At 72.8% G+C, this 25,300-nt stretch carries 23 protein-coding genes and 1 pseudogene; 18 read left to right on the top strand and 6 right to left on the bottom strand.

The features are described from left to right. Nucleotides 1–122 precede the first annotated feature (122 nt). The 14 genes from ACWAT2_RS03710 (at nucleotide 123) to ACWAT2_RS03645 (ending at nucleotide 14,312) form a co-directional block, all read left to right on the top strand. On the top strand, nucleotides 123–800 hold the full coding sequence (locus tag ACWAT2_RS03710) for a VOC family protein (protein WP_402370811.1): 678 nt from the start codon (nucleotides 123–125) through the stop codon (nucleotides 798–800). A gap of 49 nt (nucleotides 801–849) precedes the next feature. Then, nucleotides 850–1,944 (top strand): 3-oxoacyl-ACP synthase III family protein, encoded by a 1,095-nt coding sequence (locus ACWAT2_RS03705; RefSeq protein ID WP_402370813.1) that lies wholly within the window; start codon nucleotides 850–852, stop codon nucleotides 1,942–1,944. Next, nucleotides 1,941–2,732 (top strand): glycosyltransferase family 2 protein, encoded by a 792-nt coding sequence (locus tag ACWAT2_RS03700; RefSeq protein ID WP_402370815.1) that lies wholly within the window; start codon nucleotides 1,941–1,943, stop codon nucleotides 2,730–2,732. Before ACWAT2_RS03705 ends, ACWAT2_RS03700 begins: the two co-directional genes overlap by 4 nt. Continuing rightward, nucleotides 2,729–3,913, top strand: a complete 1,185-nt coding sequence (locus ACWAT2_RS03695) for a cytochrome P450 (RefSeq protein WP_402370818.1) — start codon at nucleotides 2,729–2,731, stop codon at nucleotides 3,911–3,913. The genes ACWAT2_RS03700 and ACWAT2_RS03695 overlap by 4 nt, the downstream gene beginning before the upstream one ends. After that, entirely contained in the window at nucleotides 3,910–5,583 is a 1,674-nt protein-coding gene (locus ACWAT2_RS03690; RefSeq protein ID WP_402370821.1) for a class I adenylate-forming enzyme family protein, read from the top strand. Before ACWAT2_RS03695 ends, ACWAT2_RS03690 begins: the two co-directional genes overlap by 4 nt. Then, a complete protein-coding gene (locus ACWAT2_RS03685; protein ID WP_480048473.1) occupies nucleotides 5,580–6,554 on the top strand; it encodes an NAD-dependent epimerase/dehydratase family protein in 975 nt (324 codons plus the stop codon). Before ACWAT2_RS03690 ends, ACWAT2_RS03685 begins: the two co-directional genes overlap by 4 nt. 18 nt (nucleotides 6,555–6,572) lie before the next feature. Next, entirely contained in the window at nucleotides 6,573–7,169 is a 597-nt protein-coding gene (locus tag ACWAT2_RS03680) for a pyridoxamine 5'-phosphate oxidase family protein (protein ID WP_402370824.1), read from the top strand. Between the two features lie 197 nt (nucleotides 7,170–7,366). After that, nucleotides 7,367–9,190 carry an acetolactate synthase large subunit gene (locus tag ACWAT2_RS03675; RefSeq protein ID WP_402370827.1) on the top strand — a complete coding sequence of 608 codons (1,824 nt, stop codon included), beginning with the start codon at nucleotides 7,367–7,369 and terminating at the stop codon, nucleotides 9,188–9,190. Between the two features lie 6 nt (nucleotides 9,191–9,196). Beyond that, nucleotides 9,197–9,718, top strand: a complete 522-nt coding sequence (gene ilvN / locus ACWAT2_RS03670) for an acetolactate synthase small subunit (RefSeq protein WP_402370829.1) — start codon at nucleotides 9,197–9,199, stop codon at nucleotides 9,716–9,718. An 88-nt stretch (nucleotides 9,719–9,806) separates the two neighbouring features. Further along, nucleotides 9,807–10,835: a ketol-acid reductoisomerase gene (ilvC, locus tag ACWAT2_RS03665; protein ID WP_402370832.1), complete on the top strand. Its 1,029-nt coding sequence runs from the start codon at nucleotides 9,807–9,809 to the stop codon at nucleotides 10,833–10,835. Between the two features lie 124 nt (nucleotides 10,836–10,959). Then, nucleotides 10,960–11,517 carry an ASCH domain-containing protein gene (locus ACWAT2_RS03660; RefSeq protein WP_402370834.1) on the top strand — a complete coding sequence of 186 codons (558 nt, stop codon included), beginning with the start codon at nucleotides 10,960–10,962 and terminating at the stop codon, nucleotides 11,515–11,517. A gap of 33 nt (nucleotides 11,518–11,550) precedes the next feature. Further along, nucleotides 11,551–11,949, top strand: a complete 399-nt coding sequence (locus ACWAT2_RS03655) for a VOC family protein (protein WP_402370836.1) — start codon at nucleotides 11,551–11,553, stop codon at nucleotides 11,947–11,949. A gap of 58 nt (nucleotides 11,950–12,007) precedes the next feature. Continuing rightward, nucleotides 12,008–13,051: a 3-isopropylmalate dehydrogenase gene (locus ACWAT2_RS03650; protein ID WP_402370839.1), complete on the top strand. Its 1,044-nt coding sequence runs from the start codon at nucleotides 12,008–12,010 to the stop codon at nucleotides 13,049–13,051. A 127-nt stretch (nucleotides 13,052–13,178) separates the two neighbouring features. Continuing rightward, nucleotides 13,179–14,312, top strand: a complete 1,134-nt coding sequence (locus ACWAT2_RS03645; protein WP_402370841.1) for a branched-chain amino acid aminotransferase — start codon at nucleotides 13,179–13,181, stop codon at nucleotides 14,310–14,312. A gap of 138 nt (nucleotides 14,313–14,450) precedes the next feature. Here the strand turns inward: ACWAT2_RS03645 and ACWAT2_RS03640 are convergent, their stop codons facing one another. Next, nucleotides 14,451–14,960 carry a hypothetical protein gene (locus ACWAT2_RS03640; RefSeq protein WP_402370844.1) on the bottom strand — a complete coding sequence of 170 codons (510 nt, stop codon included), beginning with the start codon at nucleotides 14,958–14,960 and terminating at the stop codon, nucleotides 14,451–14,453. A gap of 312 nt (nucleotides 14,961–15,272) precedes the next feature. On the opposite strand from ACWAT2_RS03640, the gene cimA reads away from it, so the two are divergent. Continuing rightward, complete coding sequence (cimA, locus tag ACWAT2_RS03635; protein WP_402370846.1) at nucleotides 15,273–16,928, top strand: citramalate synthase; 1,656 nt, start codon at nucleotides 15,273–15,275, stop codon at nucleotides 16,926–16,928. A 123-nt stretch (nucleotides 16,929–17,051) separates the two neighbouring features. On the opposite strand, the pseudogene ACWAT2_RS03630 reads toward cimA, so the two are convergent. Continuing rightward, nucleotides 17,052–17,813, bottom strand: a pseudogene (locus ACWAT2_RS03630) (MurR/RpiR family transcriptional regulator); the annotation flags it as partial. A 120-nt stretch (nucleotides 17,814–17,933) separates the two neighbouring features. On the opposite strand from ACWAT2_RS03630, the gene lplAB reads away from it, so the two are divergent. Then, nucleotides 17,934–19,010, top strand: a complete 1,077-nt coding sequence (lplAB, locus tag ACWAT2_RS03625; RefSeq protein ID WP_402370848.1) for a lipoate-protein ligase LplAB — start codon at nucleotides 17,934–17,936, stop codon at nucleotides 19,008–19,010. A gap of 274 nt (nucleotides 19,011–19,284) precedes the next feature. On the opposite strand, the gene ACWAT2_RS03620 is transcribed toward lplAB, so the two are convergent. Continuing rightward, complete coding sequence (locus tag ACWAT2_RS03620; protein ID WP_402370851.1) at nucleotides 19,285–20,034, bottom strand: YggS family pyridoxal phosphate-dependent enzyme; 750 nt, start codon at nucleotides 20,032–20,034, stop codon at nucleotides 19,285–19,287. An 81-nt stretch (nucleotides 20,035–20,115) separates the two neighbouring features. Here ACWAT2_RS03620 and ACWAT2_RS03615 point away from each other — a divergent pair, with 81 nt between their 5' ends. Next, complete coding sequence (locus tag ACWAT2_RS03615) at nucleotides 20,116–20,517, top strand: YccF domain-containing protein (RefSeq protein ID WP_402372069.1); 402 nt, start codon at nucleotides 20,116–20,118, stop codon at nucleotides 20,515–20,517. 45 nt (nucleotides 20,518–20,562) lie between these two features. Here the strand turns inward: ACWAT2_RS03615 and ybaK are convergent, their stop codons facing one another. Further along, nucleotides 20,563–21,057, bottom strand: a complete 495-nt coding sequence (ybaK, locus tag ACWAT2_RS03610; protein WP_402370854.1) for a Cys-tRNA(Pro) deacylase — start codon at nucleotides 21,055–21,057, stop codon at nucleotides 20,563–20,565. A gap of 87 nt (nucleotides 21,058–21,144) precedes the next feature. Between ybaK and ACWAT2_RS03605 the strand changes: the two genes are divergently transcribed. Next, nucleotides 21,145–21,897 (top strand): sulfite exporter TauE/SafE family protein, encoded by a 753-nt coding sequence (locus tag ACWAT2_RS03605; protein WP_402370856.1) that lies wholly within the window; start codon nucleotides 21,145–21,147, stop codon nucleotides 21,895–21,897. Nucleotides 21,898–21,910: 13 nt separating this feature from the next. Here ACWAT2_RS03605 and ACWAT2_RS03600 read toward each other — a convergent pair whose 3' ends face one another. Further along, the gene (locus ACWAT2_RS03600) at nucleotides 21,911–22,402 is read right to left on the bottom strand and encodes a hypothetical protein (protein ID WP_402370858.1); all 492 of its coding nucleotides are present in this window, start codon (nucleotides 22,400–22,402) and stop codon (nucleotides 21,911–21,913) included. A 111-nt stretch (nucleotides 22,403–22,513) separates the two neighbouring features. Beyond that, complete coding sequence (locus ACWAT2_RS03595) at nucleotides 22,514–25,246, bottom strand: DEAD/DEAH box helicase (protein WP_402370861.1); 2,733 nt, start codon at nucleotides 25,244–25,246, stop codon at nucleotides 22,514–22,516. Nucleotides 25,247–25,300: the final 54 nt, after the last annotated feature.

Here is a 25,300-nt window from a genome sequence, read left to right as displayed (position 1 = left end):
CGGCCGCGGGGGGACGTCCACCCGGAGCCGGTCGAGGTGCGGCACGCCGCAGTGAGGCCGCCGGGCGTCCGGTCGGCGGGCCGGCGGCTCGCGTCATAGCGTGGACCGCGGAGGTGTCACTCATGAGCGATGCGATCAGCGCGGCGGACTTCCGTGCGGCCGCCGGGACCGACGACTGGCGGGTGCTCGACCAGCGGGCCACCGCGACCTTCCGGACGGGCAGCTTCACCACCGGGGTGCAGCTCGTCGAGGCGATCGGTGAGCTGGCGGAGGCGGCGAACCATCACCCCGACGTCGACCTGCGCTACGGCACCGTCGTCGTGCGGCTGACTTCGCACGACGTCGGCGGGCTGAGCGAGCGGGACGTGGCGCTCGCGGTGCAGGTCTCGCAGGCCGCCCGCGAGCTCGACGTGCCGGCCGACGCGACGGCGGCGGCCGGGCTCACCATCGCGATCGACGTGCTCGACGGTGCGGCCGTGCAGCCGTTCTGGCGCGCCGTCCTCGGCTACGAGGAGATGACCGGGAGCGATCCCGACGACGCCGCCCCCGCGCTCGTCGACCCTGCGGGGTCGCGGCCGACCGTGTGGTTCCAGCAGATGGACGCCCCTCGCGAGCAGCGCAACCGGATCCACCTCGACGTCTACGTCGGCACCGACGTCGCGGAGCAGCGGGTGGCCGACGCGGTGGCCGCGGGCGGACGGCTCGTGACGGACCGCTACGCACCGGCCTGGTGGGTGCTCGCCGACGCCGAGGGCAACGAGGCGTGCGTGTGCACGTGGCAGGAGCCCGCGGACCACTGACCTGTGGACGGCCGGACGCCGGCCGGCCGTCGTCGCTACTCTGTCGCGGGTGCCCGTCAACGTCCAGCCGTCCCACCGGACCGCACCCTCACCGACGTCCACGACGGCGGTGATCGCCGGCATCGGCGTCCACCTGCCCGAATGCACCGTCGACGTCCGTGCCGCCGAGCTCGAGCTCGCCCGCCGCAACCCCGGTGCCGTCCCGCGGGTGCCGATGGTGTCCCGGCTGACCGGGGTGCGCCAGGTGCACGTCCTGCCCGGCTCCTGGGACGCGTCCGACCTCGCCGTCGCCGCCGCCGAGAAGCTGCTCGCCGCGGAGGGCGTCGCGGCCGAGGAGATCGACCTGCTGCTGTTCGCCTCGGCGACCCAGGACATGATCGAACCGGCGACGAGCCACATCGTCGCGGCGAAGCTGGGCATCCGTGCGCCGGTGATGGACGTCAAGAACGCGTGCAACTCGGTGCTGAACGGGATCGAGGTCGCCGAGGCGCTCATCGGGGCCGGGCGGTACGCCACGGTGCTCGTCGCCTGCGGCGAGGCGCCCACGCGGGGCGTCCGTCACGACGTGCCGGACCGGGCCACCTACCTGCTCTCCGCGCCCGGCTACACGATGTCCGACGCCGGAGCAGCGGTCCTCGTGCGCAGGGCCACCCCCGAGGAGGCGGGCGCACGGGACGAGCAGGGCCGGCCGGCACCGCGCGGGATCCTCGCGAGCGCCTTCGGCGCGGACTCGACGCGCTGGGACGTCGGCATGCTCCCGGGCGGCGGCACGGCCCACCCGCGGGACCCGGAGCGGACCTATTTCGAGATCGACGGATCGCGCCTGCGCGAGGCGTTCCTCGCGCTCGGGCCGGACGTCGTCCTGCGGGCGCTGGCGCAGGCCGGGGTCACCTGGGACGACGTCGCCCTCGTCGCGGTCCACCAGGTGGCGGTCGCCTACCTCGAGGACGTCCGGGTCGCGCTCGGGCTGCCCCCGGGGCGCACCGTCGTCACGGTCGCCGAGCACGGCAACGTGGCGTCCGCCTCCTTGCCGCTGCAGGTCCGCACCGCCCTCGACGCGGGCCGGGTCGGGCCCGGGGACCTGGTGGTCCTGGTGGGGCTCGCCGGGGGCATCAGCATCGGCGCGACGGTCGTGCGGCTGTGAGCGGCGACCGGCACACCCTGGTGCCCCCGGGCCTGCAGCGGCTGGCCGTGATCGTCCCGGCTCGCGACGAGGTGCACGGCATCGGTGCGACCCTGGCCGCCCTGCGCGACCAGGAGGACGCGGACTTCGACCTCGTGGTGGTGGACAACGACTCGTCCGACGGGACCGGCGAGCTCGTGCGCGCCACGGCGAAGGACTGGGGGATGACGCGCTGGCGCGTGGTCGACGAGCTCCAGAAGGGCACCGGCGCGGCCGCGGACACGGGGATGCGTGCCGCGATCGCCGCCGGAGCGACGCATCTCGCGCGCACCGACGCGGACTGCCTGCCCCCGCCGGACTGGACCCGCCGCGTCCGGGAGGCGTTCGCCGTCGGGCACGACCTCGTCGCCGGACGCCTGGTGCCGCGCACCGACGACCTCCCCGTCTCGCGCGTCCAGCAGGGCGTCCTGGCGACGGCGGTCGTCGTCGCGAGCACGTTCGGTCGGTTCCGGCCGGGCAACCAGGACCCGGCGTACCAAGGCCCGTACGTGATGGCCCCTGGCTGCAACATGGCGATCACCGCCGCCCTGTACGAGGCGGCCGGAGGCTTCCCGCGGACGGCGATCGAGGACGTCCACGAGGACCGTGCCCTCGTCAACGCCGTCCGCCGCCTCACGACGCGCTACGGCGCGCACCGCGAGGTCGTCGTGCGCGCCTCGACGCGCCGCGCGCACGCCTGGGGCCTGGTTCGCACGCTCGGCTGGTACGCCGACCACCGGTACCGGCCCGAGGTGGTGGACATCCGATGACGGCCGTGCGCTGGGAGGACCGGGTCCAGCGGGCGGCTCATCCGCTGGCCTACCCGGCGATCCGTGGGCTGCGGCGGCTCGGACCGGTCGTCCGGGTGCCCGGGATCGGGGTCGTCGTCTCCGACGCCGCGACGGCGCGCGAGGTGCTGCTCGACACGGACCGGTTCTCCAAGGTCGGCCCGGGTGCGCCGTCCGACCTGTGGACCCCTGTGCTGGGACCCTCGGTGCTGCTCAACATGGAGGGTGCCGACCACGCCCGCCTACGCCGGACCCTCGCGGGGCTGTTCACCCCGCGCGCCGTGCGCGAGCTCGTCGCGGTGAGCGTGCCGGCCGCCCTGGCGGCGTTGCCGGAGCGGCTGCTGGCGGGCACGCGGGTCGACCTCGTCGACGAGACCGCAGCCATCGCCGGCACGGTGATCTGTGCGATGACCGGGCTGCCGCCCACGGACACCGCGGTGCGCGAGGCGATGTCGGCCGCCCAGTCCGTCGTGGGCATGGTGCGCCTGCACCGGCACAGCCTGACGCCCGCGCAGGTGCGCCACGCCCGTGCCGTGCTCGCACGGCTGTCGGAACCGGCGCGCGACGCTTACCGGGCCGGCGACCCTGCCACCGTCCCGGGGCGAATGCGCGAGCTGGGCCTGTCGGAGGCCGAGGCCCTCGGCGCCGTGGGGGCCTTCGTGCTCACCGGCACCGAGACGGTCCAGTCCTTCGTCCCGCGCCTGGTGGCGCTCGCGGCGGACACCGGCTGGCTCGACCGGCTGCTGGCCGCCGACCCGGCGACCTCGGAGGGCGCGACCCTGCGTGGTCGCGTGGTCGAGGAGGCGCTGCGCATCACGGCACCCACGCCCGCGATGCTGCGATCGGTGCGCGCGGAGGCGACCGTGGGCCGGGTGCGCGTGCGGCCCGGCGACCGCGTCGTCATCGCGACGATCTCGTGCTGTCGCGACGCCGGACCGTTCGACCCGGGTGTCCCGGCCGACGCCGCTGTCCGGCACCTGTGGTTCGGCGCGGGGCCGCACTTCTGCCTCGGGATGCCCCTGGCCCTGGCCCAGGTCGACGCGGTGCTCGACGCCCTGCGGCCCGTCGCCGAGGCGCGACGCACCGTCACCGTCGTGGACCGGGCGGTCGCCCGCGGCGTCCTCATCCCCGCGTACCGCTCGTTGACGGTGGAGGCAGCATGACCGGATCGACCGACGCCCACCTGCTGGGCCCGGTCCTCGACCGTGGCGCTCCCGGGCACCTCGGCGCGGACGACGTCGCGTTGCGGCGATGGACCCGGGGCGGGCGGCGCGGGCCACGGGTGCGGGAGGAGGTCACCTACGGCGAGCTCGCGCAGCGGATCACCGCGACGGCGACGGCGCTCGGTGCTGACGGGATCGAGGCGGGCGACCGCGCGCTGTTCTCGGTCCGTCCTCGTCCCGAGGGCGTCGTGCTGGCCCTGGGCGTCGTCCGCGCCGGGGGGACGGTCGTGTTCGTCGACCCGGGATCGACGCCGGAGCTGTTCGCCGCGCGCGTGGCCGCCGCCCGGCCGACGCTCGCGATCACCGAGTCGCTGCTCTACGCCGTCTCGCGGGGTCCGCTGCGCCGGCTCGCCCGCGCCCGGGGCATCCTGCTGCCGGACTACGCCACGCTGCCTGTGCGGCACGTGCACGCCGGGCTGTGGCTGCCGGGGGTCCCGAGCCGCTCGCGCTCGGCCGGGTCCCTGGCCCGCGGTGTCCAGGACGGCGGCGCGCTGCCGAGCCTCGACCCGCGGCGCGACGCCCTGGTCGTGTTCACCTCGGGCACGACGGCGCAGCCGCGTGCCGTGGTGCACAGCGCAGGGTCGCTGCTGGCCGGGTGCGATCTGCTGCGGGAGGTGTTCGACCTCGCCCCGGGGGACGTCGTGCACACCGACCAGATGCTCCTGGGCATGCCCGCGCTGCTCGCCGGCGCGACCTGGTCGATCCCCGCGGCCCCGCCGGGTCGGGACGTGGTGACCTTCGGGCGGTGCCTGGCCGACGCCGCGGGGACCTACCTCGTGCCCGCGGACGTCACCGCCCTGCTCGACGCCGTCGAGGCCGGCCGGCTGCCCGCTCGCGGGCCGCGAGTCGCGCTCGTCGGGGGAGCGCCGGTCACGCGCGCACTGCTCGACCGGGCGGCCAGGGTGCTGCCCGGCACGCGGTGGGTCGGTGTCTACGGGATGACCGAGATCTTGCCGGTCGCCGTCGTCGAGGCGGGCGACAAGCTCGCGTTCGAGGGTGACGGGGACCTGGTGGGTCGCCCGCTGCCCCGCGTGGCCGCGCGGCTGGAACCCGTCGAGGGCACGCAGGACGACGGCGTCGGTGAGCTGGTGCTCGGCGGACCCTCGCTCATGGCCGGCTACCTGCACGACCTCGACGGTGCGGGGTCCGCGGTGCGGGCGACCGAGCACCGCACCGGTGATCTCGCCCGGTTCGAGCCCGACGGGCGGGTCGTGCTCGTGGGACGCACGCGCGACATGATCGTCCGTGGCACGATGAACATCTACCCCGGGCTGTACGAGCCGCGGATCGCGGCCCTCGACGGGGTCGGCGAGGCGGTGCTCGTCGGCGTGCCCCGCACCGACGGGGACGAGGTGGTCGTGCTCGTCGTCACGTCGGCGCAGTCATCGACCGACGCCGCGACGCAGCTGGCTCTCGACCCCGGCCACCCGCTCGTCGCGCGGGTGCGCGCCGCCCTGCCGGGCGTGGTCGACCACGACGCGCTGCCCGACGTCGTGCTGCACGCCACGCACGTCCCGACGGCCGGCCGCAGCCGCAAGCCCGACCGGCAGGCGCTCGTGCGCGCGGCGGCCCGCCGACCGGCAGGCCGGCCGGCTACGGAGGTCCCGTGAGGATCGCCGTGACCGGGGCGTCCGGGTTCGTCGGGGGCGCGGTCGCCCGGGACGCCGTCGCGCGCGGCCACGAGGTGTGGACCTACTCTCGCCGGCCGGACGGGATCCACGGTGCCCGGCATCGCCGGTGGGACCTCACCGACGGGCCGCTGGGGGACGCCCCCGCCGTCGACGTGGTCGTGCATGCCGGTGCGGTGGTCTCGGACTGGTCCGACCTCGGCGTGGCGCGCGCCGTCAACGTCGCCGGCACCCGCGCGGTGCGCGAGACGTTCGGCGACGCCCGGTTCGTCCACGTCTCCTCCGGGAGCGTCTACGACCCCTTCGCGCCCAGCGTGCAGGCCGAGGAGTCCGAGGCGCCGGTCGACCACTACCTCGAGCCGTACGGTCGCACGAAGGCCGAGGCCGAGCAGTACCTGTTCGACGACGTGCGCCGCGACGTCCGGGGCGGCGTCGTGATCCTGCGACCGCACGCCGTCTACGGCCCTGGTGACGGCACGCTCCTGCCGCGGATCGAGGCGGCCGTGCGCGGCGGGTTCCTGGTCCTGCCCGGCGGTGGGCGGGTGCGCCAGTCGTTGACCCACGTCGAGACCCTGCTCGCGGCGGTGCGGTCTGCTGCCACGATCGAGGACGGGGCCCTCGCGGCGGCCTGCCCGGCCACCGACGGCGGCGCGGTACCGCTGGTGGTCAACGTGGCCGACGCCGAACCGGTCGTGCTGCGCGACGCCGTCGTCGACGTGCTCCGGCGCCGTGGGGTGCGGGTCCGCGTGGTCGCCGTGCCGACCCGCGCGGCGTGGGCGCTCGCGGGCGCGGCCGAGCGTCGGGCGCGCGCCCGACGCTCGGCCGCGCCGCGGCTGACGCGGTACGCGCTGAGCCATCTCGCCACGGAGCGGACCTACCACCTGAGGGTGCTGCGGGAGGTGCTGGGCGTCATCCCCGCTCCCACGTCGTTCGCCGGTGCCGAGCACTGGTGATCTGGCAGGGTGTGCCCCATGGGAAAGGTTCACGAGCGCATCGACGACCGGCTCCGATCGTTCGTCGAGGCGCAGCACGTCTTCTTCGTCGGCACGGCGCCGTTGTCCGGCGAGGGTCGCGTCAACGTGTCTCCCAAGGGCGTCGACGGGTCCTTCGTGGTGCTCGACGACCACACCGTCGCCTACCTGGACATCACTGCGTCGGGCGCCGAGACCATCGCGCACCTGCGCGAGAACGGGCGCGTCACGCTGATGTTCTGCGCCTTCGCCGGGCCGCCGAACGTCGTGCGCCTGCACGGCCGCGGCCGGGTGGTGAGCCTGTACGACGCCGGGTTCGACGAGCTCGTCGAGCACTTCTCGGAGCGGCGCGGGGCGCGTGCCGTCATCGTGGTCGACGTGGACCGGGTCTCCGACTCCTGCGGGTACGGCGTCCCGCTGTACGACCACGCGGGGGAGCGGGACCTGCTGCCCGGCTACATGGACCGCAAGGGGCCCGACGGGCAGGCGGAGTACCGCCGACGCAAGAACCGCACGAGCATCGACGGTCTGCCGGCGTTCGACGACGATCCGGACACCACGGTGTCCACGATGCGGGACGGTCGGACCACGGCGTGACATCCATCGTCCGACGGCGTAACGTGCGTCACGTGCAGACGATTCTCCTTGTAGTACTTCCTGAGCGCGCCGGCTGAGCCCACGCACAGGCTTCGTCAGCGCGCTCACCCCTCGTCAGTCCCCAGGCACCGGGACCGGGGGGTTTTTCATTGCACAGATTCCTTGGATCCACCCGATCGAGCGGCAGGAGAGACCCCATGGGCCAGCCGAACCCGACACCAGCCCAGGTGGCTGCACGCACCGCGCCGCGCGGCGTCGACCGCGCGGTAGGCGAGCAGGTCACGGGCGCGCAGTCGATCGTCCGGTCGCTCGAGGCCGTCGGGGTCGAGAACGTCTTCGGGATCCCCGGCGGCGCGATCCTGCCGCTGTACGACCCGCTGATGGACTCGGCGAAGCTGCGACACATCCTGGTGCGGCACGAGCAGGGCGGCGGTCACGCCGCCTCCGGGTACGCGCACGCCACCGGCAAGGTCGGCGTCACCATGGCCACCTCCGGCCCGGGGGCGACCAACCTGGTCACGCCGCTGGCTGACGCCAACATCGACTCGATCCCCATGGTGGCGATCACCGGCCAGGTCGCCGAGCCCCTGATCGGCACCGACGGGTTCCAGGAGGCGGACATCGTCGGCATCACCATGCCGATCACCAAGCACTCGTACCTGGTCACCGACGCCGACGAGATCCCACGGACCATCGCGGAGGCGTTCCATATCGCCTCCACGGGGCGGCCCGGGCCGGTGCTGGTGGACATCGCGAAGTCTGCGATGCAGGAGCGCACCACGTTCTCGTGGCCGCAGGAGCTGGCGCTGCCCGGCTACCACCCGGTCACCAAGCCGCACGCCAAGCAGATCCGTGAGGCCGCCAAGCTGCTCGCCACCGCCCGACGCCCCGTGCTGTACGTGGGCGGCGGCGTCATCCGGTCCGGTGCCTCGGCAGCGCTGCGGCGCCTCGTCGACACCTCCGGTGCCGCGGTCGTGACCACGCTGATGGCACGCGGCTCGGTGCCGGACTCGCACCCGCAGCACCTGGGCATGCCCGGCATGCACGGCACGGTGCCCGCCGTGGCGGCCCTGCAGAAGGCCGACCTCGTGGTGGCCCTCGGCGCGCGGTTCGACGACCGCGTCACCGGCAAGCTGTCCAGCTTCGCGCCGCACGCCGCCGTCGTCCACGCGGACATCGACCCGGCGGAGATCGGCAAGAACCGCGCGGTGGACGTGCCGATCGTCGGCGACCTGCGCGAGGTGATCGAGGACCTGGTGCCCGCCCTGCAGGCCGAGCAGGAACGGGTCGGCAAGCCGGACGTCGAGGCGTGGTGGCACCAGATCGACACGTGGCGCGAGACGTACCCGCTGGGCTTCTCGGCGACGGCGGACGGACACCTCGCGCCGCAGCACGTGATCTCGCGGCTCGGTGACATCGTCGGACCCGACGCGATCTACGTCGCAGGCGTGGGGCAGCACCAGATGTGGGCCGCGCAGTTCATCAGGTACGAGCGCCCGAACACGTGGATCAACTCCGGTGGTCTGGGCACCATGGGCTACTCCGTCCCCGCGGCGATGGGCGCGAAGGTCGGCGAGCCCGACCGCGACGTCTGGGCGATCGACGGTGACGGCTGCTTCCAGATGACCAACCAGGAGCTGGCCACCTGTGCCATCAACGACATCCCCATCAAGGTGGCGCTGATCAACAACAGCTCGCTCGGCATGGTCCGCCAGTGGCAGACCCTGTTCTACAACGAGCGGTACTCCAACACGGACCTGCACACGGGCCACGGCACGCTGCGCATCCCCGACTTCGTCAAGCTGGCCGAGGCGTACGGCTGCGTCGGCATCCGGGTGGAGCACGAGTCGGAGGTCGACGACGCGATCAAGAAGGCGAACGAGATCGACGACCGGCCCGTCGTCGTCGACTTCAACGTCTCGCGCGACGCGATGGTCTGGCCCATGGTCGCCGCCGGAGTGAGCAACGACGACATCCAGTACGCGCGGGGCATCTCGCCCGCCTGGGAACGAGAGGACTGAGCCGACATGTCTCGCCACACCCTGTCCGTCCTGGTGGAGAACAAGCCCGGCGTCCTGACGCGGGTCGCCGGCCTGTTCGCCCGCCGCGCCTTCAACATCCACTCGTTGGCCGTGGGCCCCACCGAGCACGAGGAGATCTCCCGGATCACCGTCGTGGTCGACGTGGAGGAGCACCCGCTCGAGCAGGTCACCAAGCAGCTGAACAAGCTCGTGCACGTCATCAAGATCGTCGAGCTCGACGCCGAGGTGTCCGTGCAGCGCGAGCTGCTCCTGGTCAAGGTCAAGGCGGACGCCGCGACCCGTTCCGGGGTGCTCGAGGTCGTCGAGCTGTTCCGCGCGCACGTCGTCGACGTGGTCCCGGACACCGTCGTCATCGAGGCGACCGGCACCTCCGCCAAGCTCGACGCGCTGCTGGCGGCGCTCGCCCCGTTCGGCGTCCGCGAGATCGTCAAGTCCGGGACCCTCGCCGTCGGGCGCGGGTCCAGGTCCATCACCGACCGGGCGCTGGAACGCGTGCGCAGCGCCTGAGACGCGCGCGCCGCCTCCTGCCGACGCCTGGCACCATCGACCCGACACCACCCCGACGTGAACCACCCCGAGAAAGAGGAGCACCACCGTGGCTGAGATGTTCTACGAGGACGCCGCCGACCTGTCCATCATCCAGCAGCGCAAGGTCGCGGTCATCGGCTACGGCAGCCAGGGCCACGCGCACGCGCTGAACCTGCGCGACTCCGGCGTCGACGTCCGGGTCGGTCTGCGTGCCGGCTCGTCGTCGCAGCAGAAGGCCGAGAACGAGGGCCTCAAGGTCCTGCCGGTCGCCGACGCGGTCAAGGAGGCCGACGTCGTCGTCATCCTGGCTCCGGACCAGGTGCAGCGGGACCTCTACCGCGACGAGATCGCCCCGAACCTGACCGAGGGCACCGCGCTCGTCTTCGGCCACGGCTTCAACATCCGCTTCGGCTACATCAAGCCCGAGGCCGGCCACGACGTCCTCATGGTCGCGCCCAAGGGCCCGGGCCACCTCGTGCGCCGCGAGTACGTCGACGGTCGTGGCGTGCCGGTGATCGTCGCCGTCGAGCAGGACGCCTCCGGCTCGGCCTGGGACCTCGCGCTGTCCTACGCGGCCGGCATCGGCGGCCTGCGTGCGGGCGGCATCAAGACCACCTTCACCGAGGAGACCGAGACCGACCTGTTCGGTGAGCAGGCCGTGCTCTGCGGCGGCACCTCGCAGCTGGTCCAGTACGGCTTCGAGACCCTCACCGAGGCGGGCTACCAGCCCGAGGTCGCGTACTTCGAGGTGCTGCACGAGCTCAAGCTCATCGTCGACCTCATGGTCGAGGGCGGTCTGGCCAAGCAGCGCTGGTCGATCTCCGACACGGCGGAGTACGGCGACTACGTCTCCGGCCCGCGCGTCATCTCGCCCCAGGTGAAGGAGAACATGAAGGCCGTGCTCGCGGACATCCAGTCGGGTGCCTTCGCGGAGCGCTTCATCGCGGACCAGGACGCCGGCGCGCCGGAGTTCAAGGAGCTGCGCGCCAAGGGTGAGGCGCACCCGATCGAGACCACCGGCCGCGAGCTGCGCAAGATGTTCTCGTGGATCAAGCCCGCTGACTCCGACTACCAGGAGGGCAGCGCCGCTCGCTGACACCCACCCCTCGTCAGCGAACGACGCGTGCGGCCGCCGCCCCGACCCGGGGGTGGCGGCCGCACGTGCATACGCCGGGCGGGTCCCACGGCACGGCGCCGCCCCCGATGGCAGGATGAACCGCATGAGCGACGCGACGTCCCACGGCGGGATCCCGGACCAGGCGCAGGCCCAGCTCGAGGACACGGCGCAGGCCGAGCACATCACGCGGTTCTGGGACGTCGCCCGACCGAGCGCGGGCCGCACCAGTCACGGTGGCACGGTGGGGGAGCGGGCGGAGAACGTGGTCCCGCCGCCCGCCTGGTCCTTCGGTGACTCGCCGGAGCTCGCCGACGAGCTTCTCGGCCTCGTGCTCGCCGGCACGAAGACGGCGACGGCGTCGCTCGTCGTCGAGTACGAGGACGCCGCGGAGCAGCTCCCGCGCAAGGGCGACCTGTCCATCCTGCTGGACGGCGCCGGTGATCCGCGAGCGTTGGTCCGGACGACCGAGGTGACGACGGTGCCGTTCAGCGAGGTCACCGCCGAGCACGCCTGGGCCGAAGGTGAGGACGACCGGTCGTTGGAGACGTGGCGCGAGCAGCACGAGCGGTACTGGCGACGGACCCTGGCCGGGAGTGCGCACGAGTTCGGCCCGGGCGTCGAGGTCGTCTGCGAGCGGTTCGAGGTGCTGTACTCGGAGTGAGGCCCGCGCCCGCGGGCGTCGGGAGGGACGAGGATGTCGCTGCGCTGGTATTCGACGGTCGTGGAGACGACCGACCCACGACGACTGGCCGGCTGGTGGGCCGAGGCGCTCGGCTGGCAGTTCAACCACGAGTCCGACGAGGAGTGCGTCCTGGTGCCGCCGTGGGCGGCTGAGCTCGTGGAGCAGCTCGAGTTCCACCGGGTGCCGCCCGGGATGGTCTTCGTCCGGGTCGAGCACGAGAAGGCGGGCAAGAACCGGTTGCACTGGGACTTCGCGCCGCACACGAGCGACGACCGGGACGCCGAGATCGAGCGGCTGGTCGGGCTCGGCGCCACCGTGATCGACGTCGGCCAGCCCGACGGCGTGACATGGACGGTCCTGGCGGACCCGGACGGCAACGAGTTCTGCGTCTTGTCCTCCCGAACGATCTAGCGTCCGCATGACGAGACGGCCGTCCGTATCATGGCTTGCCGCAGCGTAGGCTCCGTGCATGACGCGCAACATCGACCTCGCAGTGGTGGCAGGAGACGGCATCGGGACCGAGGTCGTCGAGCAGGGGCTCGCCGTCCTGGACGCCGCCGTCGCTGGATCCGACCTCAAGGTCTCGACCACAGAGTTCGACCTCGGGGCGCGTCGTTGGCACGCCACGGGTGAGACCCTCACCGACACCGACCTGCAGCGGATCCGCGAGCACGACGCGATCCTGCTCGGCGCCATCGGCGACCCGACGGTCCCGTCCGGAGTCCTCGAGCGGGGCCTGCTGCTCAAGCTCCGTTTCGCGCTCGACCACTACGTGAACCTGCGCCCCGGCAAGCTCTACGACGGTGTGACCAGCCCGCTCGCGAACCCTGGCGACGTCGACTTCGTGGTCGTCCGCGAGGGCACCGAAGGGCCGTACGTCGGCAACGGGGGATCGGTCCGCACGGGCACACCGCACGAGATCGCCACGGAGGTGTCGATCAACACCGCGTTCGGTGTGGAGCGTGTCGTCCGGGACGCCTTCGCCCGCGCCCAGGCACGGCCCCGCAAGCACCTGACGCTCGTGCACAAGCACAACGTCCTGGTGCACGCCGGCCATCTGTGGCGCCGCACGGTCGAGGCCGTGAACGCCGAGTTCCCCGACGTCACCACCGACTACCTGCACGTGGACGCGGCGACGATCTTCCTCACGACGAACCCGTCGCGGTTCGACGTCATCGTCACCGACAACCTCTTCGGCGACATCCTCACCGACCAGGCGGCCGCGATCACCGGTGGCATCGGCCTGGCAGCGTCCGCGAACATCAACCCCGACCGCACCGCGCCGTCGATGTTCGAGCCGGTGCACGGTTCGGCCCCGGACATCGCCGGTCAGGGCAAGGCCGACCCGACGGCCACGGTGCTCTCGGTCTCGCTCCTGCTCGAGCACCTGGGCCTCGGCGACGAGGCGCGGCGGGTCGAGGCGGCCGTGGCGGCGGACCTCGCGGATCGCGGCGACACGGTGCGTACGACGGCGGAGGTCGGTCGCGATCTCGCCGCACGAGTAGCGGGCTGAGCCCGGTCGTCGGCGCCGGGAAGGGGGCGCACGGCCATTCTTCCCGGATCGGACCGGTGCTCGCGTAGGTCACGGCGGTGAAGCCGTGGAACACTACACAGGTCCGCACGCGAAAGGGTCCGCAGACATGACCAGCACCGACAGTTCCGCCATCCTCCCCGCCGAGCTCGAGGACCTCGTCGCCCTGTTCGACGTCGAGCAGTCCGACGCGCCGACTCCCGACGCCGAACGGGAGGCAGCGCTCGCCGAACCACGCTTCGGCACGGTCTTCACCGACCACATGGCGCGCATCACCTGGCGTCAGGACACCGGCTGGCTGGACCGACGGATCGAGAAGTACGGCCCGCTCCAGCTCGACCCGGCCACCGCCGTCCTGCACTACGCGCAGGAGATCTTCGAGGGAATGAAGGCGTACAAGCACGCCGACGGTTCTGTCTGGACCTTCCGTCCGGACGCGAACGCGGCGCGGTTCGCCCGGTCCGCGCACCGGCTCGCGCTGCCCGCCCTCTCGGTCGACGACTTCATCGGCTCCATCGCGGCGCTCGTCCGCACCGACCGGGCGTGGGTGCCCGGCGGTGAGGACTCGAGCCTGTACCTGCGACCCTTCATGTTCGCCTCCGAGGCGTTCCTCGGGGTGCGGCCCGCGGCCGAGGTCGAGTACCTGTGCATCGCCTCACCCGTCGGCCCGTACTTCGCGGGCGGTGTCAGGCCGGTCTCCATCTGGGTCGCCGAGGACTACCACCGGTCCGGTCCCGGGGGCACGGGCGACGCCAAGTGCGGGGGCAACTACGCCGCGAGCCTGCTGCCGCAGACGCAGGCGCAGCAGAATGGCTGCGACCAGGTGTGCTTCCTCGACGCCGTCACGAACTCCTTTCTCGAGGAGCTCGGCGGGATGAACGTCTTCGTGGTGATGGCGGACGGCAGCGTCCACACGCCCGAGCTCACCGGGTCGATCCTCGAGGGGGTCACGCGCTCGTCGATCCTGCAGCTCGTCTCGGACCGCGGGCGCGACGTCGTCGAACGCCGCATCCCGTTGGCCGAGGTGGTCGCAGGGCTGGCGGACGGCACCGTGCGAGAGGTCTTCGCCTGTGGCACCGCCGCCGTCATCACACCGGTCGGGCGCTTGGCCAGCGGGACGTTCGACCACACCGTCGGCACCGGTGAGCCCGGTGAGCTGACGATGCAGATCCGCACCGAGCTCACGGACATCCAGTACGGTCGCGCCGCGGACCGGCACGGTTGGATGCGCCGCCTGGCCTGAGACCGAGGGCCGCCGAGTGGCCGTGACGACGCGGGTCACGGTCGCCGTCGTATGTCGACGGGGCGGCGTGGTGCGCGGTGGAGGCGGAGGCCGTGGCGCTGCTCGCACACCTCACCGGCGACGCCGCCGAGAGGTCGGTCAGGTGGTCGTGACGGGCATCGACAGGGTGCGGCTCAGCACCGACCCGAGCATGGACGACACGGCCAGGCCGAGGATGACCCACACCAGACCCGTCATGGCCCCCGGGAGAGGATCAGGGTTCCCGGTGAACGGCAGCACGGCGAGGATGACGGTGGTCAGCCCGACGAGCCACCCGAAGAACATCCGAGGGCGCGGGGCGATGACGACCAGCAGGTGCAGCACCACGGCGGCCAGCAGTGCGAACACGGCCCCGGCGCCTGCCCATGACGCGTCGTTGCCGGCGCCGATCGCGTCGGGCGGCGCGTAGAGACCGATGTCGAACACCTCGTCGAAGATCACCGAGGCGGCGAGCCCGAGGAGCGTGCAGACCAGGACGGTCGCGGCGGCGCCGGCCCAGTACCGGCCGACGTCGAGCTGCGGCCGCTGGGGTGGCAGCGGCTCGGCCGGTGCCCAGGCCGGCTGGCCGGCCGGTGGGACGACGCCGGGTGGCTCCTGGCCGGAAGGCACCCGTCCCATGCTCCGGGTGGGGTCATCCGAGCCGTAGGGCCGCTGGGGATCGCTCACTGTCGTCCTCCTCGTGTCGTCGACGCCCCTAGCCGACCACACCTGCGTCTCGCCCACCCGGTGGACACACGGGTGACCTTCCACAAGCCCTGTGGCATTATGTGACCCATGACTCGTGCTTTCCGGCGCCACACGCGCTGCCGCCTCATTAGCTAGCGCGTCCGGTTCACCTGACCGGACGCGCAGACCTTCCGTACCCGGAGGGTCTTTTTTGTTGTCCAGAGCTGTAGCCCTATCGACCTACGGGAGCCACCGATGGCCGCCGCCCCGTTCCACGTGTACGACACCACCCTGCGCGACGGCGCGCAGCAGGAGGGGATGAACCTCTCCGTCGCGGACAAGCTCGCGATCGCGCCGCTCCTCGACGAGCTCGGGGTGGGCTTCATCGAGGGCGGCTGGCCCGGCGCCATCCCGAAGGACACGGAGTTCTTCCGGCGCGTGGCCAAGGAGGTCGATCTGCGGAACGCGGTGCTCGCCGCGTTCGGCTCGACGCGCAAGGCGAGCACCCGGGCGTGGGACGACCCGCAGGTGCGTGCGCTGCTCGACTCGGAGGCCCCGGTGGTGACGCTGGTCGCCAAGTCCGACGTCCGCCACGTCGAGCGTGCGCTGCGCACGACGCCGGACGAGGGCATCGCGATGATCCGCGACACCGTGGAGTTCCTGGTCGGCGAGGGCCGCCGTGTCGTGGTCGACGCGGAGCACTTCTTCGACGGATACCGGTACGACGCCGGCTACACCCGTTCCGCGGTCGCGGCGGCCTTCGAGGCGGGCGCGGAGGTCGTGGCGCTCTGCGACACGAACGGCGGCATGCTTCCGTCCTGGGTCGGGGAGGTGGTCACCGAGCTGCGCGAGTCCCTCGGGATGCCGCACGGCCGCGACGCGCTGCCGGGGGACGCGCTGCTCGGGATGCATGCCCACAACGACTCGGGCTGCGCCGTCGCGAACACGCTGGCGGCCGTCGAGGCCGGCTGCGCGCACGTCCAGGGCACCGTGAACGGTTACGGCGAGCGCACCGGCAACGTCGACCTCCTGGCCGTCGTGGCGAACCTCGCCCTCAAGAGCGGCATCTCGACGCTGCCCGGCGACGGGCTCGCCGAGTCGACGCGGATCGCGCACGCCGTCGCGGAGATCACCAACATCGCGCCCTACGCGCGCCAGCCCTACGTCGGGGCGAGCGCTTTCGCCCACAAGGCGGGTCTGCACGCCAGCGCCATCAAGGTGGACCCGGACCTGTACCAGCACATCGATCCGACCGCCGTGGGCAACGACATGCGCATGCTGGTCTCCGACATGGCCGGGCGCGCGTCGATCGAGCTCAAGGGCCGCGAGCTCGGCTTCGACCTGGCGGGCCAGAGCGAGCTGCTCACGCGGGTCACCACACGGGTCAAGGAGGCCGAGGCGCAGGGCTACACGTTCGACGCGGCGGACGCCTCGTTCGAGCTGATCCTGCGCGAGGAGCTCACCGGGGACCGGCCGCACTACTTCCGGATCGAGTCGTGGCGGGCGATCGTCGAGACCTCGGGCGGCCGGAAGGGCGGGGTCGCGAACGCCGACCGGCGCGACGCCGAGGCGCTGGCCGAGGCCACCGTGAAGCTGCACGCGGGAGGCGAGCGCATCGTCGTCACCGGTGAGGGCAACGGACCCGTCAACGCGCTCGACCAGGCGCTGCGCCACGCGTTGACGCGCGTCTACCCGCAGATCGAGAAGTTCGACCTGGTCGACTTCAAGGTGCGCATCCTGGATGCCGAGCACGGCACGGACGCGACGACGCGTGTCCTGGTGGAGACCACGGACGGGCACCACACGTGGTCGACCGTCGGCGTCGGCCCGAACATCATCGAGGCGGCCTGGGAGGCGCTGATCGACGCGCACGTCTACGGGCTGGTGCACGCCGGCGCCGAGCCGCACTGAGGTCCCGGCCGCGCCGACCTCACCGCGGGCGAGGGTCCGTGCGGTGCTGCTGGACGCGTCGTAGGTGACCGCCAACGCGGCGGTCGTGGACTCGTACCGACGCTGCGCGACGCGCACGAACAGGAAGTCGACGACGGCGAGCTGTGCGATCCGGCTCGACAGCGCGCCGGAGCGGAACTGGGTCTCGCGTGCGGCGGTCGTCAGCACGACGTCGGCCGCCTCGGCCAGCGGTGAGGTGGGGGAGTTGGTCACGGCGATCGTCACGGCGCCGCGCTCCCGGGCCAGGGTGAGCGCCTGGACCGGTTCGACCGTACGGCCGGTGTGGGAGACCGCCACGGCCACGGAGCCGGCGCCGTGCAGCGCGGCCGACTGCAGCTGCTGGTGCGAGTCCACGGGTGCGAGGCACACGAGGCCGATCCGGGACAGCTTCTGCGCGAGGTCCTGGGCGGTCAGCCCGGACGACCCGACGCCGTACACGTCGATGCGGTCGGCGCGGGCGACGGCGGCCACCGCCCTCTCCAGCGCGTCGAGGTCGAGGAGCCGCGCGGTCTCCTCGATCGCGCGCGCCTCGTGGAAGGCGATCTTGGAGACGACGTCGGTGGCGTCGTCGGTCCGGTTGATCTCTCCCTGGGCGACGCCCGAGCGCTCCAGCTCGACCGCCCGGCGGCTGGTGGCTTGCGCGAGGTCGATGCGGAACCCGGCGTAGCCGGTGTAGCCGACGGCCCGGCAGAAGCGCACCACGGTCGCCTGGGAGGCGCCGGCCCGGGCCGCCAGCTCGGAGATCGTGGCGCCGACGGCGGCGGTGGGGGCCGCGAGGACGGCCTCGGCGACGCGCTTCTCGGCGGGTGGAAGTGTTGGCTGTACCTGCCTGAGCCGGACGAGCACGTCACCGTCCGTCGTCGTTCCCGAGGGTCGGTGTCGTGCGCGGGGTGCACCGTTCGAGGTCACAGGCACAGGGTCTCATCCGTGGCACCGGGCGAGCGTGTCGAGGGCTACCGTGGACCCGTGCGAGGAGAGTACAAGGTTCCCGGTGGCAAGTTCGTGGCGGTCGACGTCGATGTCGCGGACGGTCGGCTGGTCGACGTCCGCCTGAGCGGCGACTTCTTCCTGGAGCCGGACGAGGCGTTGGGCGTCATCGATGCGGCGCTGATCGGTCTGCCCGAGCAGACCTCGGCCCGCGACCTGGCCGCCGCCGTCGAGGAAGGGCTCCGTGCCGCGGAGGCCGAAGGTTTGCTGGCCGGTCCCGTCGCGCTCGTCGGGTTCGACCCGTGGGCGGTCGCGGTGGCCGTGCGCCGGGCCCTCGGGCGTGCCACCTCCTGGGACGACCACACGTTCGAGGTGCTGCGTCCTGGACCGCTGCCGCCGCGGACGCTCGCGGCCCTGGACCAGGTGCTGACCGAGGAGCTGGCGGAGGGCCGACGCGGCCCCACGCTGCGGTTCTGGGAGTGGGACGAGCGGGCGGTGTTCATCGGGTCCTTCCAGTCCTACCGCAACGAGATCGACGACGACGGGGTGGACGAGCACGGCGTCACGGTGGTGCGGCGCATCAGCGGTGGCGGTGCGATGTTCATGGAGGCGGGCAACTGCGTGACGTTCTCGCTCGTGGTGCCGGCCTCCCTCGTGGACGGGATGAGCTTCGAGCGGTCGTACGCGTTCCTGGACGACTGGGTGCTCGGTGCGCTCGCGGACGTCGGGGTCGAGGCGCACTTCTCCGGTATGAACGACGTCGCGTCCGCGGTGGGCAAGCTGGCGGGGTCGGCACAGAAGCGGCTCGCCGGGGGAGCGGTGCTGCACCACATGACGATGGCCTACGACATCGACCAGGACAAGATGCTCGAGGTGCTGCGCATCGGCCGCGAGAAGCTGTCGGACAAGGGCACCCGCAGCGCGAACAAGCGGGTGGACCCGTTGCGCTCGCAGACGGGCCTGTCGCGCGAGGCGATCCTCGACGCGTTCGAGAAGCACTTCCGCAGCCGCTACCGCACGACCGACTCGGCGCTGCGTCCCGACGAGCTCGAGCGTGCGGAGGACCTGGTGCGCACCAAGTTCGCGACGCAGGAGTGGATCCACCGGGTCCCGTGAGGTCACCGTCCGGTCACGAAGTCGGGACCGGACTTTCCCTCGTCGCCCGAGGACACTATGGTTCAGGGCAAGCGGCGCGAGGGAAACTATTCTCCACGTTTGTTACCTATCCGAACAGCGCCGCCACGGACAACGAGGTCTTGGCCGGGACGCAGAGGTCCCACGGCCCGGCCTCGCGCCGCCGTCGTGCTCGCCTGCGGGACGGGCCGGGTCAACGCGGAGGCCGCCGTCGACCTCCTCGCCCGCGGGGCGGGACACCGCGAGCCGGGTTCGCCTACGCCGGGGTAGGCCGCGCACCGAAGACGCCGGTGCCCACGCGCACGATCGTCGCGCCCTCGGCGACGGCCGGCGCCAGGTCGCCGGACATCCCCATCGACAGGTCGTGCGCCGCAGCGGTCCCGGGCGCGCCGCTGGCCAGGATCTCGTCGCGCAGCGTCCGCAACCGGGCGTACCCGCCCCGCACCACGCCGTCGTCGTCGGAGCGCGCGCCGATGGTCATGAGGCCGGTGAGCCGCAGGCCGTCCAGCCCGGCCACGTGGTGGGCCAGCGCGACGGCGCCCGACGGCGCCACCCCGGACTTGCTCTCCTCGCCGGAGACGTTGACCTGCACCATGACGTCGAGCGTGCGGCCGGCGCGCACCGCACGCCCGGCCAGGGCGTCGGCCAGCGCGGCCCGGTCGATCGTCTCCAGGCCGGTGACCGTCGGCAGCATCTGGTTGATCTTGTTGCGCTGCAGGTTGCCGATCATGTGCACCTCGACCCGGCCCGCCGCGACGAGACCGGCGAGGTCGGGCGCCTTCGCGACCAGCTCCTGGACGCGGTTCTCGCCGAGCAGCACCGGGCCGTCGTCGCCGCGGGAGGACGCCAGGTCGGTCGCGGCCGCGACCGCGGCGAGGACCGTCCCGGCGTCCTGGGTCTTGGTCGCGAGCAGCACGCGCACCGCGGAGGGGTCGCGTCCCGCTGCGGTCGCGGCGTCGTCGACCCGCGCGCGCACCGCGGCGAGCCGGTCGTGGAGGGAAGGCATGGAGCCAGTCTACGAACGCCGGGGTGCGCTCAGGGTGCCCCCGGATCCCGCACCCCCGTCGGAGGTGGGATCATGGGAGACGTGAAGGCACTGCTCAACATCATCTGGCTCGTCTTCGGGGGACTGGTGCTCGCGCTCGGCTATGCCGCCGCGGGCATCATCTGCTGCATCCTCGTCGTCACGATCCCGTGGGGCATCGCGTCGTTCCGGATCGCCGGGTACGCGCTGTGGCCGTTCGGCCGCACGGTGGTGGACAAGCCGCAGGCGGGCGCCTGGTCGGTGCTGGGCAACATCATCTGGATCGTCGTCGCGGGGATCTGGCTCGCCATCAGCCACGTGCTGACGGCGATCGCCCAGGCGGTCACGATCATCGGCATCCCGCTCGCGATCGCGAACCTCAAGATGATCCCGGTGTCCCTGCTGCCGCTCGGCAAGGACATCGTGCCCAGCGACGCGCGCTACCCGACCTACCAGCGCGCCTGAACCGGGACGTCCGGTGGGGCCGCGGGGTGCGGAGCGTCCACCGGCTCAGCGGCCGATCGTCGCGAGGGTCGCGCCGGTGAGCCGCACCAGGTCGTGCGGTGCCAGCGAGACGTCCAGCCCGCGGCGGCCCGCGGAGACGTAGACGACGTCGAAGGCCTCGGCCGAGGCGTCCAGGACGGTGCGGTGCCGGGTCCGTTGCCCCAACGGTGAGATGCCGCCCGCGACGTACCCGGTGGCCCGCTGGGCTCGGGCCACCTCCGCCATCCCGGCCCGCTTGCCGCCCGCGGCGCGAGCGAGCGCCTTGAGGTCCAGCGAGCCGGTGACGGGGACGACGGCGACGACCAGCTCGCCGTCGACGTCCGCCATCAGCGTCTTGAGCACCTGCTCGGCCGGGACTCCGATCGCCGCCGCGGCCTCCGCGCCGTAGCTCAGCCCGCTCGTCGGGTCGTGGCTGTACGGGTGCAGGGCGTACGCGGCCCCGGCCTTCTCCAGCGCGAGCAGCGCGGGCGTCCCGCCGCTCGCCGTCCTCCTGCTGACCACGGCACCCAGTGTGCCCGACGTCGCGGTCCTCGTGCCGCCGGCAGGTCTGCGCACCGCCGTGGTACGGGCGCGGCGTACCGTGGGGCCGTGCTGACCCTCCTCGTCCTCGCCGTCCTCGTCGGCGGGATCCTGCAGCGGGTGACGGGCATGGGCTTCGGGCTGGTGGCGGGGCCGTTCATCGTGCTGATCGTGGGGCCGCTGGAAGGGGTGCTCTTCGTCAACCTCTCGGGCGCCATCGCCTCGACGATCATCCTCGGGCGGGTGGTGCGCGACGTCGAGTGGCGCAAGTTCGCCTGGCTGACGCTCTCGTCGCTGGTGGTCACGGTGCCGGCGGCGCTGCTGCTGCGGGGCGTCAGCGCGCCCGCCCTCGAGGCGACCGTGGGTGTCGTCGTCATCCTCGCGATGACGCTCGCCGTGCTGACGACCCGCCTACGGCGCGAGGGCGCGCACCCGCTCGGCGCCGGGTCCCGCTGGCCCCTGGCCGTGACGGGAGTGGCGAGCGGGTTCGGGTCGGTGGCGGCCGGGATCGGAGGGCCGCCGGTGGCGGTGTACTCCGTGCTCAGCGGCTGGGACCCGAAGCGGTTCGCCGCGACGGCGCAGCCCTTCTTCGCGGTGAACGCCCTGGCGGCGCTGACCGCGAAGCTCGTGCTGGCGGACGCCTCGTTCCCCACCATGGACCCGTGGCAGTGGGTGCTGCTGATGGTGGCGATCGTCGGTGGTCTCGCGCTGGGTGAGGCGCTCGCCCCGCGGGTGTCGGCGAGCGCCACGCGCCGGGTGCTCATCGTGCTCGCCTACGTGGGCGGGGTCGCCACGCTCACCCGGGGTGTCGCGGGTCTGTGACGGCAGGCGCCGCTCAGGTGTGGTGGCGGCCTTCGCGGTCGGCCGTCCCGCGGTGAGTGTCCGGCGGCGCGTCGGCGCGGTGCTCCGGCTGGTGCCCCTCGCCGGTGTCGTGGATGTTCACGGTGCCGGTGGTGGCCCGGTGGTCGGGGTCGAGCTCGTCGGCACGGCGCAGCCGCTCCTCGACTCCGGCCCGACTCTCGCCGACCTCGGCGTTGCGGTCCTGCGCCTCCTGCTGGAGCCGTGCCGCCTCGGCCGCCTTGCGGTCGGCGTCGGCCTGCTGCAGGCGGGCCTCGGCGTCGAGCTTCTCGGCGGACGCCTCACGCTCCTGCACCGCGATGCGCTCGCTCTCGGCGTCGCGGCGCAGCTCCGCGGCCTTCGCCTGCTCCGCCTCGCGCCGCTTCGCCGTGGCCGTGCGTGACCGTCGCACCAGGAACCACACCAGCAGGGCGAGGAGGATCACGACGACGACCGCGATGACGATCCACATGATGGTCGAGCTGTCCATGGCAGCCTCCCGACTCGTCGAGGCGAGGGAGTGTTCCCTCTGAGCCGATTGCACCGCCGCCCGGGTTGACCCGCAACTTCTCCCGGGACGATCCGGGCGGCGCCGGACGTTCTACGCGAACCGGCCCACGTGCAGGATGCTCACCACCGGTGCGCCCGCCTCGTCGCTCGCGGCGAGGTCGACGAGGGCGGTGATCGCGCGGTCGCGGTCACCGTCGACGTCGTCGAGCACCTGGCGCACCCACCACGTGCCGGCCGGCACGGTCCGGGTGTCCCACGGCGGAGCGCCGGCGGGGAGCTCGGCGCCCGGCTCGAGCATGGTCAGCAGGGCCGTGGAGCGGGCGTCCGCGCCGAACCCGATCGCGTCGTCGCCCTGGGCCTCGAAGAGCTCCTCCAGGGCGTCGGCCCAGGTGTCGCCGTCCCAGCCGGAGGCCTTGTCGAGCGCCTCGAGGGCGTCGTAGTCCTCGCGCGCGGCCAGCTCGACGCGGCGGAACATGGCGTTGCGCACCAGGCGGCGGAAGGAGCGAGGGTTGCCGGTGACGGGTCGGGCGGGAGCCTCGGCGCCGGCCTCGGCGAGCTCGCCCTCGACGACGGTGTCGGCGTCGTCGTCCACCGGGTTCTGCAGCCGCTCCCACTCGTCGAGCAGGGACGAGTCGACGCCCCGCACGAGCTCACCGAGCCACTCGATGACCTCGTGCACGTCCTCGGTGCGGTGCTCGTCGGGGACCACCTGGCGGACCGCTCGGAACGCGTCGGCGAGGTAGCGCAGGACCACGCCCTCGGTGCGCTCCAAGCCGTAGATGCTGACCATCTCGGCGAAGGTCATGGCCTGCTCGAGCATGTCCCGCACGACGGACTTGGGCGCGAGCTCGGCGCCGGCGACCCACGGGTTCGTCTGCTTGTACTGCGCGAACGCGGGTTCCAGCAGCTCGGCGAGCGGCCGGGGCCAGGTGACGTCCTCGAGCAGCTCCATGCGCTCTTCGTACTCGATGCCCTCGGCCTTCATCTCCGCGACGGCGACGCCGCGCGCCTTGCGCTGCTGGCCGTAGAGGATCTGGCGAGGGTCGTCCAGCGTCGCCTCGATGACGGAGACGACGTCGAGGGCGTGCGTGGGGGAGTCCACGTCGAGCAGGTCCATCGCGGCCAGGGCGAAGGGCGACAGCGGGGCGTTGAGGGCGAAGTCCCGGGGGAGGTCCACCTCGAGCCGGACGCTGGGACGGTAGCCCGCCGGGCGCGTCGGGTCCGGGACGCGGACCCGCTCGACCACGCCGGCGACCCGCAGGGAGCGGTAGATGCGCAGCGCCTGGCGCACGTGCGCGGCCTGCTGCGCGGCGGTGTCGTGGTTCGCGGTCAGCAGGTGGCGCATCGCCTCGACCGGGTCGACGGCCCCGGCCTCGTCCGCGGCGCGCTCGTCCCGCGTGCGGGCGAGGACGTTGAGCACCATGGCGTGGTTGACGTGGAACTGGCTGGCCAGCGGCTCCGGCGGCGCGTCGCGGAGGCGTTCGAAGGTCGAGTCCGTCCAGTTCACGGAGCCCGACGGGGCCTTCTTGCGGACCAGCTTCTTGAGCTTCTTCGGGTCGTCGCCCGCCTTGGCGACGGCCTTGCGGTTCTCGATGACGTGCTCGGGGGCCATGACGATGACCTCGCCGAGGGTGTCGTAGCCCGCGCGCCCGGCGCGTCCGGAGATCTGGTGGAACTCACGGGCGGTGAGGTGCCGCATCCGTTCGCCGTCGAACTTCACCAGGGACGTCAGCAGGACGGTGCGGATGGGCACGTTGATGCCGACGCCCAGCGTGTCGGTGCCGCACACGACCTTGAGCAGCCCGCGCTGGGTGAGGCGCTCCACGAGTCGGCGGTACTTGGGCAGCATCCCGGCGTGGTGGACGCCGACCCCGGCGCGAAGGTACTTGCTCAGGACCTTGCCGAACCCGGTGCCGAACCGGAACGCGCCGATCTCCGCCGCGATCGCGGCCTTCTCCTCCTTGGAGGCGAGCTTCGAGCTGAGCAGCGCCTGGGCGCGGTCGACGGCGTCCTTCTGCGTGAAGTGCACCACGTAGACGGGCGCCCGGTGGGTGGTGACCAGCTCCTCGATCACCTCGGGCAGCGGGTCCTGGACGTAGGAGAACGTCAGCGGGACGGGCCGCTCGGCGTCGGCGACCTCGGCCACAGGGCGGTCGGACCGTTCCTCGAGGTCCTCGCGCAGCCGGGTGGTGTCGCCGAGCGTCGCGGACATCAGCACGAACTGGGTGTGCGGCAGCTCGAGCAGGGGCACCTGCCAGGCCCAGCCGCGCTGCGGGTCGCCGTAGTAGTGGAACTCGTCCATGACGACCTGGGAGATGAAGTCGTCGTCGCCCGGCCTGCCGGCCCCTCGCCGCAGTGCGAGGTTGGCGAGGATCTCGGCGGTGCAGCAGATGATCGGCGCGTCCGCGTTGACCGCCGAGTCGCCCGTCATCATCCCCACGTTGCGCGAGCCGAACGCCGCGACCAGGTCGAAGAACTTCTCGCTGACCAGGGCCTTGAGCGGCGCGGTGTAGTAGGTCCGCCCGCCGAGCCCGGACCGCCGGGCTGCCAGGGCCGCGAACTGGGCGCCCATCGCCACCATGGACTTGCCTGACCCGGTCGGCGTCGCCAGTACCACGTGCGAGCCCGTCATGAGCTCGAGCAGCGCCTCCTCCTGGTGCGGGTAGAGGGACCGGCCCGTGGACGCCGCCCACTCGCCGAAGCCCTCGAAGAGCACGTCCGCGTCCGGTGCCTTGCCCGTCGGGGCGGGCAGGTAGGGCAGCAGCATGCCGGCCGGGCGCGGGGTCGTGGTCGAGGCGGTGGCGGCAGTGTCGGTGGCAGTCATCGGGACCATTCTCCCAGTCCCGCCCGGGTCGCACGCCAGGTCGGCAGGTCCGGC

The organism is Isoptericola sp. GX10416 (assembly GCF_056590155.1).
Note: the sequence above shows the minus strand (reverse complement) of the source record. Positions and strands in the feature narration are given on the sequence as shown.

Bases quoted from the DNA above. Each gene is read 5' to 3' on its own strand.
- ACWAT2_RS03710 (WP_402370811.1), top strand. From the start codon at position 123: ATGAGCGATGCGATCAGCGCGGCGGACTTCCGTGCGGCCGCCGGGACC.
- ACWAT2_RS03695 (WP_402370818.1), top strand. From the start codon at position 2,729: ATGACGGCCGTGCGCTGGGAGGACCGGGTCCAGCGGGCGGCTCATCCG.
- ACWAT2_RS03690 (WP_402370821.1), top strand. From the start codon at position 3,910: ATGACCGGATCGACCGACGCCCACCTGCTGGGCCCGGTCCTCGACCGT.
- ACWAT2_RS03680 (WP_402370824.1), top strand. From the start codon at position 6,573: ATGGGAAAGGTTCACGAGCGCATCGACGACCGGCTCCGATCGTTCGTC.
- ACWAT2_RS03675 (WP_402370827.1), top strand. From the start codon at position 7,367: ATGGGCCAGCCGAACCCGACACCAGCCCAGGTGGCTGCACGCACCGCG.
- ilvN (WP_402370829.1), top strand. From the start codon at position 9,197: ATGTCTCGCCACACCCTGTCCGTCCTGGTGGAGAACAAGCCCGGCGTC.
- ACWAT2_RS03660 (WP_402370834.1), top strand. From the start codon at position 10,960: ATGAGCGACGCGACGTCCCACGGCGGGATCCCGGACCAGGCGCAGGCC.
- ACWAT2_RS03655 (WP_402370836.1), top strand. From the start codon at position 11,551: ATGTCGCTGCGCTGGTATTCGACGGTCGTGGAGACGACCGACCCACGA.
- ACWAT2_RS03650 (WP_402370839.1), top strand. From the start codon at position 12,008: ATGACGCGCAACATCGACCTCGCAGTGGTGGCAGGAGACGGCATCGGG.
- ACWAT2_RS03645 (WP_402370841.1), top strand. From the start codon at position 13,179: ATGACCAGCACCGACAGTTCCGCCATCCTCCCCGCCGAGCTCGAGGAC.
- cimA (WP_402370846.1), top strand. From the start codon at position 15,273: ATGGCCGCCGCCCCGTTCCACGTGTACGACACCACCCTGCGCGACGGC.
- ACWAT2_RS03620 (WP_402370851.1), bottom strand. From the start codon at position 20,034: ATGCCTTCCCTCCACGACCGGCTCGCCGCGGTGCGCGCGCGGGTCGAC.
- ACWAT2_RS03600 (WP_402370858.1), bottom strand. From the start codon at position 22,402: ATGGACAGCTCGACCATCATGTGGATCGTCATCGCGGTCGTCGTCGTG.
- ACWAT2_RS03595 (WP_402370861.1), bottom strand. From the start codon at position 25,246: ATGACTGCCACCGACACTGCCGCCACCGCCTCGACCACGACCCCGCGC.